Consider the following 15717-nt stretch of genomic DNA (forward strand, 5'->3'; position numbering starts at 1 on the left):
CTCAGCGCGCCGCCAGCCATTCGACGACCGCATCGTCGAATGGCCGCACGGCGGCGGCGCCGGGACTGTTGACCAGGCTGACCAGGATGTAGCGCTTGCCGCTGGCGCCGCGCACGTAGCCGGCCAGCGCGCGCGAATCGCGCAGGGTGCCGGTCTTCAGGTGCGCCTGGCCGCGCGTGTCCTCCGAGCGCAGGCGGCGGCGCACCGTGCCATCCACCCCCGAGATCGCCAGCGAGGAGACGAATTCCGGCATCATCGGCGAGCGCCAGGCCACGTCGAGCATCTGCGCCAGGCCGTGCGCCGTGATGCGGCCCTGGCGCGACAGGCCCGAACCATTGTCCAGCACCCAGCCGGCCGTGTCCACGCCCTGGTTCTTCAGGATCTGCCGGACCGCCCGTCCGCCGCTATCCGGCGTGGCGCCCGGGCCGTTGAGTTCCGCGCCCAGGGTCAGCAAAGTCATGCGGGCCATGACGTTATTGCTGTACTTGTTGATCTGGCGGATCACGTCGGCCAGCGAAGGCGAATCGTGCCAGGCCAGCACCGCGGCCCGCGCGGGCGCGCGACCGTCACGGATGCCGCGCGACAGCGTGCCGCCCAGTTCGCGCCAGAGCAGGCGGAACAGCGCCTCGAAATGGTCGTCCTGGCTGCCGGCCAGGCGGTATACGCTGAACTCGCCGCATTCGCCGACAGCCTTGCCGGAGACGTGGATGACGGACCGGGGACCATCGGGCCGGACGTCGGCCGCCACGGCGGGCGAGCCCTTGCACACGCCGTCCAGCCATTCGGGCCGGCCCTCGACACGCACATCGCGGGTCGGCGGATCGAGCAGGGGAATCCACTGGCGCGACCTGGCGTCGGGCAGGAACACCAGCCGGGTCGCGCCGAAGTTGACCATCATCGCATCGGGACTGGCATTGTAGGGACGGTCGGGGGAGTCGTCGAAATCACCCGGATCGATGGCCACGTCGCCGAAGCGGCCGCGGTCCACGACGACCTCGGACAGGTTCTTCACCCCCCGCAGGCGCAGTTCACGCAACATGTTCCAGAGGTCTTCCTGGCGGAACCAGGGATCCCCGGCCGCCTGGACATAGAGCGGTCCCTGCAAGGTGCCCTGCTCGTCGACACGGGCTCCCGGATCGGACAGGAAACGGGTGCGCCAGACGTAGTCCGGCCCCAGGGCCGACAGCGCGGTCCAGGTGGTCACGGTCTTCATCACCGAGGCCGGATTGCGCGGCTCGTCGGCCTGGACGCGGGCGATGACCGGGCCGCCGGCCTCGCGGATTTCCAACGAAAGAGAGGACAGCGGCAGTTTGGTGGCCTTCCAGGCCTTCTGCAGCTCCGGCGGCAGAGCCTGCGCGCCGGCATCCAGCGACACGCTCGCGATCAGACACGCCGCCAGCCCCGCGCCCAGGCGCCGCAGTCGCCATGACCCCCACATCATCCTTCCCGCCAGCCGCATGCCATCACCCGCCCGATGAAAACCAACAAAAAACGCCAGCATAATCCAAAGCGGACGCCCGGGATGCGGCTGAATGCGATGGCCGGTCCGGACCTGCGACCCCGCCGGCCGGAGCGCCGGCGGATCAGACTAACGGCGGATCAGACTAACGATCATGGTGGTAGGCACCACCCCTGAAGATGAAAGAGACTTTGGGGTGGAAGGTGTTGGGTGAAGGTCGTAAAAGTTTTTGGCGGCTCGACCCCGCGGCTAACGTGACCGGCCGGACTGACTCGCACCCCGGATTGCTTCCCTAGAGAGCGCACGCTAAACAGGCCGTTGGCGACATGTCGCCTTCAGGCACGTTCAGTCCCGGCACCCGCCACCTTCCACCCTTAAGTCTAATCGACAGGAGGTGGTATGGAACTGGGAGCGTTATACAAACGGGTGATCGGTCTGGACATTCATCAGGCGCAGATCACGGCCTGTGCGCTGATCGAGGAAGCAGACGGCTGCGCACGCATCGAGCAACGTCAATTCGGCGCGTTCAAGCGAGACCGTCGGGAACTGGCCGACTGGGTGGCGTCACTACGCCCCGACGAAGTCGTGATGGAGAGCACCGGCATTTACTGGAAGAGCCCGTATGCGGCACTGGAAGCGCGTGGCATCTGCGCCAAGGTGGTCAATGCGCGACATGTGAAGAACGTGCCGGGCCGCAAGACCGATGTGGGTGATGCCCACTGGTTAGCGACGCTGGCGCGAGCGGGATTACTGCGCGGCTCGTTTGTACCGCCGGCCAAGCTGCGGGAACTGCGCCTGATCGCCCGCCAACGACAGAAACTTGTCGGGCAACTGGCCAGCGAGAAGAACCGTCTGCACAAGGTGCTCACCGATAGCGGCGTGCGCCTGGGGGTGGTGGTCAGTGATCTGCACGGCCAGTCGGCACGCGCCATGGTCAAGGCGATCATCGCCGGACAAGCGCCGCAGGAGGTGCTCAAGCTTGCCAGTCGCCGCCTGAAGGCCAGCCGCGAGGAAATCTTCGACGCCCTGCAAGGCGACCTGACGGCCAGCCATCACTTCGTCCTGGATGAACTGATGCAGCATGTCGAGGAAATCGAGGCCCGTATCGTTCGCTTCGATACCCGGCTGCTCGCCGAACTGAAATCCGAACACAACGCCTTGGCCCTGCTGCAAACCATTCCCGGCGTCGATCAGATCGGGGCTGCCATGCTGTTGGTCGAAATCGGCTCCGACATGGATGTCTTTGGTAGTGCCGATCGTCTTGCCTCCTGGGTCGGCATCTGCCCCGGCAACAACGAATCAGCCGGCAAGCGTAAATCCGGTCGTGTTCGCAAGGGCAATCTGTATGTCCGGCGCCTGTTGTGCGAGTTCGCTCACGCCGCTAGCCGTACTCAATCCGTCTTCAAATCGAAATTCCAGGCCTTGATGGTGCGCCGTGGCTATAAACGGGCCATCATCGCCATCGGCCACAAAATACTGCGAACGATCTTCTTCATACTCCAGCGTGGCGAACACTACCGGGACAGCGCCACCGACTATGAGGCCCTATCCGTTCAACGCAACGCTCCACGCTGGATCAAGGCTCTGACCAAGTTCGGATTTATCCAACCTGCCAGCGCCTGAGCCGCACCGCCCTAGCCCTTACAGCCTTCGATGGCTGGGGGGGCGCTCGGTCAGAAATGCCTGTCTTTCACGCTAGACTAACGATCATGGTGGTAGGCACCACCCCTGAAGATGAAAGAGACTTTGGGGTGGAAGGTGTTGGGTGAAGGTCGTAAAAGTTTTTGGCGGCTCGACCCCGCGGCTAACGTGACCGGCCGGACTGACTCGCACCCCGGATTGCTTCCCTAGAGAGCGCACGCTAAACAGGCCGTTGGCGACATGTCGCCTTCAGGCACGTTCAGTCCCGGCACCCGCCACCTTCCACCCTTAAGTCTAATCGACAGGAGGTGGTATGGAACTGGGAGCGTTATACAAACGGGTGATCGGTCTGGACATTCATCAGGCGCAGATCACGGCCTGTGCGCTGATCGAGGAAGCAGACGGCTGCGCACGCATCGAGCAACGTCAATTCGGCGCGTTCAAGCGAGACCGTCGGGAACTGGCCGACTGGGTGGCGTCACTACGCCCCGACGAAGTCGTGATGGAGAGCACCGGCATTTACTGGAAGAGCCCGTATGCGGCACTGGAAGCGCGTGGCATCTGCGCCAAGGTGGTCAATGCGCGACATGTGAAGAACGTGCCGGGCCGCAAGACCGATGTGGGTGATGCCCACTGGTTAGCGACGCTGGCGCGAGCGGGATTACTGCGCGGCTCGTTTGTACCGCCGGCCAAGCTGCGGGAACTGCGCCTGATCGCCCGCCAACGACAGAAACTTGTCGGGCAACTGGCCAGCGAGAAGAACCGTCTGCACAAGGTGCTCACCGATAGCGGCGTGCGCCTGGGGGTGGTGGTCAGTGATCTGCACGGCCAGTCGGCACGCGCCATGGTCAAGGCGATCATCGCCGGACAAGCGCCGCAGGAGGTGCTCAAGCTTGCCAGTCGCCGCCTGAAGGCCAGCCGCGAGGAAATCTTCGACGCCCTGCAAGGCGACCTGACGGCCAGCCATCACTTCGTCCTGGATGAACTGATGCAGCATGTCGAGGAAATCGAGGCCCGTATCGTTCGCTTCGATACCCGGCTGCTCGCCGAACTGAAATCCGAACACAACGCCTTGGCCCTGCTGCAAACCATTCCCGGCGTCGATCAGATCGGGGCTGCCATGCTGTTGGTCGAAATCGGCTCCGACATGGATGTCTTTGGTAGTGCCGATCGTCTTGCCTCCTGGGTCGGCATCTGCCCCGGCAACAACGAATCAGCCGGCAAGCGTAAATCCGGTCGTGTTCGCAAGGGCAATCTGTATGTCCGGCGCCTGTTGTGCGAGTTCGCTCACGCCGCTAGCCGTACTCAATCCGTCTTCAAATCGAAATTCCAGGCCTTGATGGTGCGCCGTGGCTATAAACGGGCCATCATCGCCATCGGCCACAAAATACTGCGAACGATCTTCTTCATACTCCAGCGTGGCGAACACTACCGGGACAGCGCCACCGACTATGAGGCCCTATCCGTTCAACGCAACGCTCCACGCTGGATCAAGGCTCTGACCAAGTTCGGATTTATCCAACCTGCCAGCGCCTGAGCCGCACCGCCCTAGCCCTTACAGCCTTCGATGGCTGGGGGGGCGCTCGGTCAGAAATGCCTGTCTTTCACGCTAAAATACCCCCGATTTCCATCCCCCCGACTTTTCCCTTCCCCGGGACCCCAGGGGAGCCTCTGAACAAGTCCTCGCGCCGCGTGCATCCGCGGTCTCGGGCGAGCCACGGCGCCCGCTCGCCGCCCGACTTATTCAGAGGCTCCCTCACCGGCACCCGGATCGCCCGTGACCGATTCCCTCGACATTTCGCAGTTCGACTACGAACTCCCCCCCGAACTCATCGCCCAGCACCCCGCCGAGCGGCGCGACGCCAGCCGGCTGCTGCACCTGGACGGCGCCGGCCGCCCGCACGACCGGCGGTTCACCGACCTGCCCGGCCTGCTGCGCGCGGGCGACCTGCTGGTCTTCAACGACACCCGCGTCATCAAGGCGCGCCTGCGAGGCCGCAAGGACAGCGGCGGCCAGGTCGAAGTCCTGGTCGAACGCATCACCGAGCCCCGGCGCGCCCTGGCGCACGTGCGCGCCAGCAAGTCGCCCCGCCCGGGCACGCGCCTGATCCTCGCCGAGGACGCCCTCCAGGCCGAGGTCCTGGGCCGCCGGGACGAACTGTTCGAGCTGGCCTTCCCGGCCCCCGTGCTGGAACTGCTGGAACGCCACGGCAGCGTGCCCCTGCCGCCCTATATCACGCACGGCGCCGACGGCGAGGACGAGGCGCGCTACCAGACCGTCTACGCCGACAAACCGGGCGCCGTGGCCGCGCCGACCGCCGGCCTGCACTTCGACCAGGCCATGCTCGACCGTCTGGAGGCCATGGGGGTGGAGCGGGCCTTCGTCACCCTGCACGTGGGCGCCGGCACCTTCCAGCCGGTGCGCGTCGCGCGCATCAGCGAGCACGTCATGCACGCGGAACGCTACGCCGTGCCGGCCGAGACCCTGCGCCGCATCCGCGAGACCCGCGCGCGCGGCGGTCGCGTAGTCGCCGTGGGCACGACCAGCGTGCGATCCCTGGAAGCCGCCGCCCGCGACGGCGACGGCGAGCGCGCCTGCGAAGGCGACACCCGGCTGTTCATCACGCCCGGCTACCGGTTCTCGAACGTCGACGCCCTGATCACCAATTTCCACCTGCCGCAATCGACGCTGCTGATGCTGGTGTCCGCTCTGGCGGGCATGGACCCGATCCGCCACGCCTACGCCCACGCCGTGCAATCGCGCTACCGCTTCTTCAGCTACGGCGACGCCATGTTCATCGAGGCCGCCCAGAACCTCGCCACCGCAGACCAGCCCCAGAACCCATGACCGGACTCCGATTCGAACTGCTGCACACCGACGGCGCCGCCCGGCGCGGCCGCCTGACGCTGAACCATGGCGTCGTCCAGACACCGATCTTCATGCCCGTGGGCACCTACGGCAGCGTCAAGGCCATGCTGCCGCACGAACTGGAGGACATCGGCGCCCGGATCGTGCTGGGCAACACCTTCCACCTGTGGCTGCGCCCCGGCACCGACATCCTGGACCGCCACGGCGGCCTGCACGGCTTCATGCGCTGGGACCGCCCGATCCTGACCGACTCGGGAGGCTTCCAGGTCTTCAGCCTGGACGGCATGCGCAAGATCACCGAGGAAGGCGTGCGTTTCGCCTCGCCCATCGACGGTTCGCGCCTGTTCCTCACGCCCGAGGAATCGATGCGCATCCAGCGCAGCCTGAATTCCGACATCGCCATGGTGCTGGATGAATGCACGCCCTACCGCATCGGCGACCGCCCCGCCACCCACGAAGAGGCCGCCGCCTCGATGCGCATGTCGCTGCGCTGGGCGCGCCGCTCGCGCCAGGCCTTCCTGGACCTGGGCAATCCCAACGCCCTGTTCGGCATCATCCAGGGCGGCATGTACGAGGACCTGCGCGACGAGTCCCTGGCCGGCCTGACGGAGATCGGCTTCGAGGGCTACGCCATCGGCGGCCTGTCGGTCGGCGAGCCCAAGGAAGACATGATGCGCGTGCTGGCCCACGTGACCCCGCGCATGCCGGCCCGGGCGCCGCGCTACCTGATGGGCGTGGGCACGCCCGAGGACCTGGTCGAGGGCGTGAGCCGGGGCGTGGACATGTTCGACTGCGTCATGCCCACCCGCAATGCGCGCAATGGCTGGCTGTTCACCCGCCATGGCGACCTGAAGATCCGCAACGCCCGCTACCGCGACGACACCCGCCCGCTGGATCCCGAATGCGGCTGCCACACCTGCCGGCATTTCTCGCGCGCCTACCTGCATCACCTGCAACGCGCAGGGGAAATCACCAGCGCCCGCCTGAACACCCTGCACAATCTGCACTTCTATCTGCGCCTGATGGAAGACATGCGCACGGCCATCGAAGAAGACCGCTTCGAGTCCTGGCGCGAGGCCTTCCACCGCGACCGGGCGCGCGGCATCGAATGAGGACACGGTCTTCCACCGCTCTATAATCGGGGCTCGCCGCTTCTCGCGAAGCGTCCGGATCAGGCGCCCGGGAGCCCAATATGCGCAAACTCATCCTTTTCTTCATGGCGCTGCTGGTAGCGGCGCACGCCCATGCGCAGGCCCAGATCGTCCAGAAAGTGGTCGACATCCCCACAAGGCCGGGGATCACACAGCGGCTGCTCGTGCTCTCGCCGCCCGAGCCGAAAGCGGCGGTCATCCTGTTCCCCGGCGGCCATGGCGGATTGCAGCTGTCCGCGAACGGCGCCATGAAATGGGGCGAAAACAACTTCCTTGTCCGCACACGACGGATGTTTGCCGATCAAGGCCTCCTGGTGGCCGTCATCGACGCTCCTTCGGATCGGCAGGCCCCGCCTTTTCTCGGCGGCTTCCGCCTGACACCCCAGCATGCCGCCGACACCGGAGCCGTCATCGCGTGGCTACGCGACACCGCCAAGGTGCCTGTCTGGCTCGCAGGAACCAGCCGCGGAACCCTGTCCGTCGCCTACCTGGCCACCGAGCTGACGGGCCCGGCGGCGCCGGACGGCATCGTCCTCACCGCCACGATCCTGACGGACGACAGGATGCGTCCCGTGCCGGCCATGCCGCTGGACAGAATCCGCGTGCCCGTGCTGGTCGCACACCATGAACAAGACGGCTGCAAGTACTGTCCCTTCTCGCAGACGCCGGCACTGATGTCCAGGCTCAACGCCGCGCCGAGGCGCCAGTTGATCTCCTTCAAGGGCGGCGTGGACAGGGGCGATCCGTGTCAGGCATCCGCATACCACGGGTTCAACGGCCTCGACCGCGACGTCGTTCGGCAAATCGCCGCATGGATCCTGGCAAAGTAGCGATGCGAGGCCTTGCCGCAGAAACGAATGCGGGACACGCCTCCTTACAGACACGCCTCCTTACCATGCCCCCGTCCGGATATCCCGCTACAATCAAGAGTTAATTTCATATACGAGCCTCATGAGCATCATGAGCCCGATGCCTTGCGGCTCGTGTCCGTCCACCAAACCCGATAGCCCCCGCAGGAGCCTCCATGTCCCTCGTCGACACCCTGACCCTGATCCCGGCCCAAGCCGCCGGCGAAGCGAACCCGCTGATGAGCATGCTGCCCATCATCCTGATGTTCGTCATCCTGTATTTCCTGATGATCCGCCCGCAGATGAAGCGCCAGAAGGATCACAAGAAGATGGTCGAGGCCCTGGCCAAGGGCGACGAAGTCATCATGACGGGCGGCATGCTGGGCAAGATCAGCAAGGTCAGCGACAACTACCTGACCGTCGAAATCGCTCAGTCCGGCGACAAGGCCGTGGAAACCATCGTGCAGCGCAGCGCCGTCACCGCCGTGCTGCCCAAGGGCACGATCAAGTCGCTCTGATCCGCCCGGCGGGCGCCGGCGTCCGGCGCCTCGCCCCATTCAGACCCGCCCCACCCGATCGACCATGAACCGCTACCCTCTCTGGAAATACCTCATCGTTCTGGCCGCCGTCCTGATCGGCGTGCTCTATACGCTGCCCAACCTCTACGGTGAATCGCCGGCGGTCCAGATCGCGGGGGCCAAGACGGCCATCAAGGTCGATCAGAACACCCTGTCGCGGGCCGAGCAGGTCCTGGAGCAGGCCGGGCTGCACCCGACCGCCGGCTCCTTCGAGATGAACGGTCCGGTCGGCACGGTGCGGCTGCGCTTCGATTCCACCGACACGCAGCTCAAAGCCAAGGACCAGCTCGAAAAGGTCCTGAACCCGGACCCGCAGAACCCCGACTACACGGTCGCGCTGAACCTGATGTCGGCCTCGCCGACCTGGCTGACGTCCCTGGGCGCCCACCCCATGTACCTGGGCCTGGACCTGCGCGGCGGCGTGCACTTCCTGCTCCAGGTGGACATGCAGGGCGCCCTGACCAGCCGCTACGACTCCATGGCCGGCGAAGCCCGCACCACCCTGCGCGACGCCAAGCTCAAAGCCGAGGACGTCGAGCGCAACCAGCAGTCGGTGCGCGCGACCTTCGCCACCGAGGCCGACCGCGACGCGGCCGCCGACTCCCTGCGCCGCGCCATGCCCGAAATGGTCTTCACCACCGGCCAGTCCGGCGACCAGTGGCTGGTGGACGGCACGCTCAGCCCCGCCGCCATCACCCAGGTCCAGGGCAACGCCCTGAAGCAGAACATCCAGACGCTGCACAACCGCATCAACGAGCTCGGCGTGGCCGAGCCCGTGATCCAGCAGCAGGGCGCCGACCGCATCGTGGTCCAGTTGCCCGGCGTCCAGGACGTCGCCAAGGCCAAGGACATCCTGGGTCGCACCGCCACCCTGGAAATCCACATGGTGGACGATTCGCCCACCGCCACGGCCGCCCTGGCCTCGGGCCGCGTGCCCTTCGGCCTGGAACGCTACACCGACCGCGAAGGCCGCGCGCTGCTGCTGCGCCGCCAGGTGATCCTGACGGGCGAGAACCTGCAGGACGCCCAGCCCGGCCGCGACCACCAGACCCAGCAACCCACCGTCAACCTGACGCTGGACTCCAAGGGCGCGCGCATCTTCCGCGACGTGACGCGCGACAACATCGGCAAGCGCATGGCCATCGTGCTGTTCGAAAACGGCAAGGGCGAGGTCGTCACCGCCCCGGTGATCCGTTCCGAGATCCCCGGCGGCCAGGTGCAGATATCCGGCAGCATGAATGCCCAGGAAGCCGCCGACGTGGCCCTGCTGCTGCGCGCCGGGTCGCTGGCCGCGCCGATGCACATCATCGAGGAGCGCACCATCGGCCCCAGCCTGGGCGCCGCCAACATCAAGCAGGGCTTCGATTCGACGCTGTACGGCTTCACCGCCATCGCGATCTTCATCATCCTGTACTACCACCTGTTCGGCCTGTTCTCCACGCTGGGCCTGAGCTTCAACGTGCTGCTGCTGCTGGCGGCGCTGTCCATGCTGCAGGCCACGCTGACCCTGCCCGGCATCGCCGCCATCGCCCTGACGCTGGGGATGGCGATCGACGCCAACGTGCTGATCAACGAGCGCATCCGCGAGGAACTGCGCGCCGGGCTGCCGCCCCAGCAAGCCATCCACCTGGGCTTCGACCGCGCCTGGGCGACGATCTTCGACTCCAACCTGACCAGCCTGATCGTGGGCGTCGCCCTGCTGGCCTTCGGCACCGGTCCGGTGCGCGGCTTCGCCGTGGTGCACTGCATCGGCATCCTGACCTCGATGTTCTCGTCGGTGGTCGGTGTGCGCGCCCTGGCGAACCTGTGGTATGGCCGCAAGCGCAAGCTGAAGACGATCTCCATCGGCCAGATCTGGAAACCCAAGCAGGACTGACGGGCGCGCGCCCCAGCCCGTCCACCCCGCATCCCAGGACACATCATGGAATTCTTCCGCATCCATCGCACCATCCCGTTCATGCGGCATGCGCTGATCCTGAACATCATCAGCCTGCTGACTTTTCTGGCCGCCGTCTTCTTCATCGCCACCCGGGGATTCCACCTGTCGATCGAATTCACCGGCGGCACGGTGATGGAAGTCCACTACGAGCAGTCCGCGCCGGTGGCCGAGATCCGCACCGCGATCGACGCGCTGGGCTACTCGGACTTCCAGGTGCAGAACTTCGGCACTTCGCAGGACGTGATGATCCGCCTGCCGGTGCGCCCCGACGAGGACACCGCCGCCCAGAGCCGCACCGTGCTGTCGGCCCTGCAGGCCCAGCACGCGGACGTGCAGCTGCGCCGGGTGGAATTCGTGGGGCCGCAGGTCGGCCAGGAACTGCTGCACAACGGCCTGATGGCGCTGCTGTTCGTGGTGGTGGGCATCATGGTGTACCTGGCCATCCGCTTCGAATGGAAGCTGGCGGCCTCGTGCGCCCTGGCGAACCTGCACGACGTGGTGATCATCCTGGGCTTCTTCGCGTTCTTCCAGTGGGAATTCTCGCTGTCGGTGCTGGCCGGGGTGCTGGCGGTGCTGGGCTATTCGGTGAACGAATCCGTGGTGGTGATGGACCGGATCCGCGAAAACTTCCGCAAGCAGCGCAAGGCTTCGGTGCGGGAAATCATCAACGCCTCGATCACGCAGAACATTTCCCGGACGGTGATCACGCACGCCTCGACGCAGATGATGGTGCTGTCGATGTTCTTCTTCGGCGGCCCCACGCTGCACAATTTCTCGCTGGCCCTGACGATCGGGATCTGGTTCGGGATCTATTCGTCGGTGTTCGTGGCCGCGGCCCTGGCGATGTGGATGGGCATCAAGCGCGAGGATCTGGTCAAGCCGGTCAAGAAGGACGGGCCGGAAGTCGAACTCGGATGAGACAGGGGGCCTTGAGCTCCCGACCTGCGCGCAGACGCGGTTTTTATCTGATGCAGCGCCGGCAATCTTCGGATTGCCGGTTTTTTTTCGCCGCCGAAAAGCCGGCATCCCTCGGACTGCCGGTTTCTTTCGCCGCCGGCCGCGGAAACGGGGATGGAACCCAGTGCCCGCATCGGTTACCCAATCACAAGCGCCTCGCATCGAGCGCTGTCGAACGCTGTCGAGCGCTTGCTGAACTTTTCATCCAGGATCCATAATGGCACTTCAAGTCTCCGGCACCAGAATCAATCTTACGATCAATCACGATCACATCCAAGCCATCAAGAACGCCAAAGACAGGGATCACATAGGTAGCCTGTCAGAAAGAGTGTGGACAAAGATTGCGGACTGGTTGATATTGCCCCCGTTTTTCGTAGTCCTTAGTTCGGGGTTCAGGCAGCGATTTTATAGTGATTCGCGTGCCAGATTTTTTCGTATTCCATTGGACTGGTGTAGCCCAGTGCCGAATGCAGTCGCCGGTGGTTGTAGAACGTAATCCAGTCCATCACGGCAACTCTGGCTGCGCGGTGGGAAGCAAACTTTCGGCCATCAAAGCAAGCGGCCTTCAAACGCGCCCAGAGGCTCTCTGTTGGCGCATTATCCCAACAGTCTCCCTTCCTGCTCATCGACGGATGGATCTTCCAGGTGCGCAGCGCCTGCTGGAAGTCATGGCTGCAATACTGGGCGCCCCTGTCGCTGTGGAAGATCAGTCCCGGTGCCGGTCGGCGGCGCAAATAGGCCATCTCCAGGGCATCCTTGACCAAGCTGGTCTGCATGTGCGGCTTCAGGCTCCAGCCAACGATCTTACGGCTGAACAGGTCGATCACGGCCGCCAAGTACAACCACCCTTGGTCCGTACGCAAATACGTGATGTCGCCGCACCAGATCCGGTCCGGTTGCGGCGGATTGAATTGCCGCTTCACCAGATTTGGGGCTACTGGCAAGGCATGCCTGCTGTCGGTCGTCACAACATATTTGCGTTTGACGCGAGCGCGTATTCCGTGGGCTTTCATCAGCAACCGAACCCGCTCCTTTCCTACCTTCAGCCCACGTCGCCGAAGCTCCCGATAGATCCTCGGCCAGCCGTACTCTGCCTTTACCTCACGGTGGATGACGCAAATGTGAGCCAGTACCCGTTCATCGGGCAAGCGAGTACCTGCCGAGACACGTCCAGAACGCTGCCAGCCGTAGTAGCCGCTTTCGCTGACACACAACACCCTGCACATCGCACGAATCGGCCAGCGACCTTTCATTTTTTGAATCCAGGCGTACTTTGCAGCGTGTCCAGCGCAAAGTACGCCGCGGCTTTTTTTGCAATGTCACGCTCCATCCGAAGCTGGGCATTCTCAGCTTTCAGACGGGCAATCTCCATCTGTTCCACCGAGACTGGCGCTGTCGCTTTCGTGGGCCCTGGGCCTAGATCCCCGAGCTCGTGTTGACGTACCCAGTTGCCTAAACTTGCCTTCGGAATCCCCAGCGAATCGGCCACGGCACGGATTGACGATCCCGCCAGCACCTGACGCACACTCTCTTGCTTGAACTCCTGCGTGTACTTCGCACGCCTTCTCAAATCTGTCATTTCTTACTCCTTGAGTTCCAATTTAACTGGAACTAAGGACTTCGTCATTCAGGGGCAAGCTCAGGTTTTGCGGCACGAATCGGGATGAGGCAAAAAAAATTCTGTTTGACCTGCTTTCAACAACCACTGCAAACGAAACGGCTTGTCTGTGTCAGACAACCCCCCGTGAGAGCGAAAAAACCGAGAACGAAGAAAAAGCCAAGAGCTTTTTTCGCTTGAAGGAATTAGTGTCCCCCGGATTTCAGCACAGATTTCAAGTGCAATGCAATTACAAGAATCGCAGCTTGACATGTTCGTTGAACCTAGAAGAGGAGGAATCTGTAAAGTTCACCTTTCAACCTCTTGGATTAAAAGCGTGGGAAGATGCAGCAACTGCCGCCAGACCCGAAGAAACCAATGCCATAAGACAAGCCGCCACTAAGATCCAAGATTTTTATGCCAACCACCATTTCTATACCCATCACAACAAACCTCTCCTCATTGGGAACACGCAGCTTACGTCGCTACCCGAGCCGTTGCCTGATTCAGTGAACATGCTGTATCTCAACGGCTGCAAGTCGCTCAAGGCGCTCGGGTCCTTGCCTTCTTCGTTGGCCTGGCTGCATCTCGAAGGCTGCTCGTCGCTTGAGACGCTACCGGAGTCGTTGCCTGCTTCGTTGAATCAGATGCATCTCAAAGACTGCTCGAGGCTTAGGAAGGTACCCGACTTGTCGCGTCTTGATCGTCCGTTGATCTACGTGGATCTCAGAGGCTGCTTGTCGCTTGAATCGGAACCCAAGTTGAAACATAATGAGACTTATTATCGGGCTCCCGGCAACAACGTCGAACTCAAAGCGAGGGAGTCGGAAACAAGAGTGCCTTATGGCGGGTACGCATGACTGGCCTCTACATCATCGAGGTCATCGCGCCGCCGTGAGATGACCCGACATACTTAGAAACGACGGCTGCGGCTCGAGAAGCCATATTTCAAGAAGCCGTCAATCGACTTCAAGAAATTGATGCCGGACACTCGACATCTCTCAATCTCAGCAATTGTTCGTCACTTACTTTCCCGACCCGTAGCTTTGCACTACGGCTGCGGGAATCCAGTGCGGCCGCGCCGCTCTTGCGGCTAGTGTCCTGTCTGGCTAATTCCGATCCTTACCTTCGGCGCCCGGGCTGGCCATGCTGCGTTGCTTGTCCACCTCACCGCTTGCAAGCGGTTCGGATTCGTCAGGCACGGAGCAGTCCGCAGGGACTGCCCCGTGTCCAGACTCATCCTCGCGATAGCACCGGCTATCGATGCGGGTTGCGCCTTGCCTGACAAGCCCATGCATCCGAATTCAAGTGACCAAACTCACCAGACAGGACACTAGTCACATGCGGAATTCAGCGCTGACAGGGGTACTTGCTCCGGCAGGCCTCCGCGCGGCCCCACACCGGGAAAACACTTGGCCTACCCTGGAAATGCCGCATTGGGCGAATACGATCGTTCAATAGCGGAAACCTGCTTTTTCGAGGCTAAGCAATCCGATGAACAGAGAGGCGAAGAGAAAGCACGAAGCGGCCAAGGCAAACGCAGCCAACGGGCTCATCGCGGTGAGGTAGCCATTGGAGAACGTGGCGGCCAGCCACGCGAATCCGACGAGTGCGTTCTGAAACCCCAAGGCGACCCCGTTTCCGGCCGGCTTGCCTGCATCAGCGATGCTGCTGCTGAACAAAGGCGTGACAATCGCGGCGGCCGTCACGACGCCCGCCCCTCCCGCCAGAAAAATGAACGGGTCGTCGCCCCAGAGCCACATGCTCCACAATGAACAGATGCCTGTCATGAAAGCCAGACAGGCTGACTGGACGTCGGACAGCCGCCTCTTCAAGAAAGGAAACAAAGCGGCCAGCGCCAGAATGTAAAGCAGGGTCAGCGAGAAGAAAAAAACACCGATCATCATGGGTGAAAAATCGAGATTCACGGTAATGTAAGGAGTCAGCGAAAAGAAAAACAGATACCAACCCAGCTGGAACATGAAAAAAGAAAAATAGCGTGGAAGGGCGCGCTTGAGAAGCACGAACGATCCGCCGCTGCCGGGCGCCCGCCCGCTTCTTGGCGCGGCCAGGACGGGATCGCGAATGACGACGAGATTGAGCAACAGCAGGACCAGCATGGCCACCAGCGGCCCGGAATAATGGCGCAAAGGAAGGCCGGGGGACGAGGCCACGAGAAGCCCGCTTGCCACAGGCCCGATCAGCAAACCGATGGCATTCATCATTTCGGCTCGGCGAAACACATCCACGGTATCTTTGCGGCCTGACGAGAGCATGGACAGAACGATGGTGCGCCGTCCGGCCATCAGGCCGTCCATCGAGCGGCCGATGAGGAAAAGAGGAAAAGAGGTAAAAAACAAGCCCGCCAGACAGAACAGCAAGCCGAGCACGCTGCCGGACAGCGCATGGTTCAATGCGCGATGGCCGCCAAGCCGGTTGGAAAGCGCTCCCCACACCGGGTTGCCCAGAATCATGCCGATGGCATAGACGGCCATGATCAACGAGTAGGCTTGTATCCGCTCCGCATTGGACCCGCCGGCGAAAAATCCCGCATCCGAAAACAAAATGGGCCCCATCAGAGGATTGATGATGCCCGAGCCGATACTGATGCTGACGATCACGAAGAATAATTTATACATGGCCATTGCCGTTCATTGCGATACGGGTCGAAAAACAAC

The 15717-nt window shown here is 63.1% G+C and carries 12 protein-coding genes; 9 read left to right on the top strand and 3 right to left on the bottom strand.

The genetic code is table 11. From position 1 onward, the window contains the following. Window position 1 precedes the first annotated feature (1 nt). Complete coding sequence (gene dacB, locus ACTPOE_RS14340) at window positions 2–1459, bottom strand: D-alanyl-D-alanine carboxypeptidase/D-alanyl-D-alanine endopeptidase (protein WP_458872927.1); 1458 nt, start codon at window positions 1457–1459, stop codon at window positions 2–4. A 399-nt stretch (window positions 1460–1858) separates the two neighbouring features. Here dacB and ACTPOE_RS14345 point away from each other — a divergent pair, with 399 nt between their 5' ends. The 8 genes from ACTPOE_RS14345 (at window position 1859) to secF (ending at window position 11403) form a co-directional block, all read left to right on the top strand. Continuing rightward, window positions 1859–3082: an IS110 family RNA-guided transposase gene (locus tag ACTPOE_RS14345; protein WP_458870713.1), complete on the top strand. Its 1224-nt coding sequence runs from the start codon at window positions 1859–1861 to the stop codon at window positions 3080–3082. Between the two features lie 331 nt (window positions 3083–3413). After that, a complete protein-coding gene (locus ACTPOE_RS14350; protein ID WP_458870713.1) occupies window positions 3414–4637 on the top strand; it encodes an IS110 family RNA-guided transposase in 1224 nt (407 codons plus the stop codon). A 240-nt stretch (window positions 4638–4877) separates the two neighbouring features. Continuing rightward, on the top strand, window positions 4878–5948 hold the full coding sequence (gene queA, locus ACTPOE_RS14355; protein WP_458872928.1) for a tRNA preQ1(34) S-adenosylmethionine ribosyltransferase-isomerase QueA: 1071 nt from the start codon (window positions 4878–4880) through the stop codon (window positions 5946–5948). Then, entirely contained in the window at window positions 5945–7081 is a 1137-nt protein-coding gene (gene tgt, locus ACTPOE_RS14360; protein WP_458872929.1) for a tRNA guanosine(34) transglycosylase Tgt, read from the top strand. The genes queA and tgt overlap by 4 nt, the downstream gene beginning before the upstream one ends. Window positions 7082–7161: 80 nt before the next feature. Beyond that, window positions 7162–7950, top strand: coding sequence for an alpha/beta hydrolase (locus ACTPOE_RS14365; RefSeq protein WP_458872930.1), 789 nt, complete (start codon window positions 7162–7164; stop codon window positions 7948–7950). 194 nt (window positions 7951–8144) lie between these two features. Next, window positions 8145–8486 carry a preprotein translocase subunit YajC gene (gene yajC, locus ACTPOE_RS14370; protein ID WP_323025322.1) on the top strand — a complete coding sequence of 114 codons (342 nt, stop codon included), beginning with the start codon at window positions 8145–8147 and terminating at the stop codon, window positions 8484–8486. Window positions 8487–8550: 64 nt separating this feature from the next. After that, window positions 8551–10422 (top strand): protein translocase subunit SecD, encoded by a 1872-nt coding sequence (gene secD / locus ACTPOE_RS14375; protein WP_458872931.1) that lies wholly within the window; start codon window positions 8551–8553, stop codon window positions 10420–10422. A gap of 45 nt (window positions 10423–10467) precedes the next feature. Next, window positions 10468–11403 (top strand): protein translocase subunit SecF, encoded by a 936-nt coding sequence (gene secF, locus ACTPOE_RS14380; protein WP_458872932.1) that lies wholly within the window; start codon window positions 10468–10470, stop codon window positions 11401–11403. Window positions 11404–11834: 431 nt separating this feature from the next. On the opposite strand, the gene ACTPOE_RS14385 is transcribed toward secF, so the two are convergent. Then, window positions 11835–13021, bottom strand: a protein-coding gene (locus tag ACTPOE_RS14385) for an IS3 family transposase (RefSeq protein ID WP_458869997.1) whose coding sequence is annotated in 2 segments (ribosomal slippage) — window positions 11835–12757 and window positions 12757–13021 — 1188 coding nt in all. Because the reading frame shifts where the segments join, the coding sequence is not laid out codon by codon here. Window positions 13022–13317: 296 nt separating this feature from the next. Here ACTPOE_RS14385 and ACTPOE_RS14390 point away from each other — a divergent pair. After that, window positions 13318–13899, top strand: coding sequence for a hypothetical protein (locus ACTPOE_RS14390; protein ID WP_458872933.1), 582 nt, complete (start codon window positions 13318–13320; stop codon window positions 13897–13899). A 594-nt stretch (window positions 13900–14493) separates the two neighbouring features. Here the strand turns inward: ACTPOE_RS14390 and ACTPOE_RS14395 are convergent. Then, window positions 14494–15678 (bottom strand): MFS transporter, encoded by a 1185-nt coding sequence (locus tag ACTPOE_RS14395; protein ID WP_458872934.1) that lies wholly within the window; start codon window positions 15676–15678, stop codon window positions 14494–14496. Window positions 15679–15717 lie beyond the last annotated feature (39 nt).

It is taken from the genome of Castellaniella sp. WN (genome assembly GCF_054457555.1).

Bases quoted from the DNA above. Each gene is read 5' to 3' on its own strand.
- dacB (WP_458872927.1), bottom strand. From the start codon at position 1,459: ATGCGGCTGGCGGGAAGGATGATGTGGGGGTCATGGCGACTGCGGCGC.
- ACTPOE_RS14345 (WP_458870713.1), top strand. From the start codon at position 1,859: ATGGAACTGGGAGCGTTATACAAACGGGTGATCGGTCTGGACATTCAT.
- ACTPOE_RS14350 (WP_458870713.1), top strand. From the start codon at position 3,414: ATGGAACTGGGAGCGTTATACAAACGGGTGATCGGTCTGGACATTCAT.
- tgt (WP_458872929.1), top strand. From the start codon at position 5,945: ATGACCGGACTCCGATTCGAACTGCTGCACACCGACGGCGCCGCCCGG.
- ACTPOE_RS14365 (WP_458872930.1), top strand. From the start codon at position 7,162: ATGCGCAAACTCATCCTTTTCTTCATGGCGCTGCTGGTAGCGGCGCAC.
- yajC (WP_323025322.1), top strand. From the start codon at position 8,145: ATGTCCCTCGTCGACACCCTGACCCTGATCCCGGCCCAAGCCGCCGGC.
- secD (WP_458872931.1), top strand. From the start codon at position 8,551: ATGAACCGCTACCCTCTCTGGAAATACCTCATCGTTCTGGCCGCCGTC.
- secF (WP_458872932.1), top strand. From the start codon at position 10,468: ATGGAATTCTTCCGCATCCATCGCACCATCCCGTTCATGCGGCATGCG.
- ACTPOE_RS14395 (WP_458872934.1), bottom strand. From the start codon at position 15,678: ATGTATAAATTATTCTTCGTGATCGTCAGCATCAGTATCGGCTCGGGC.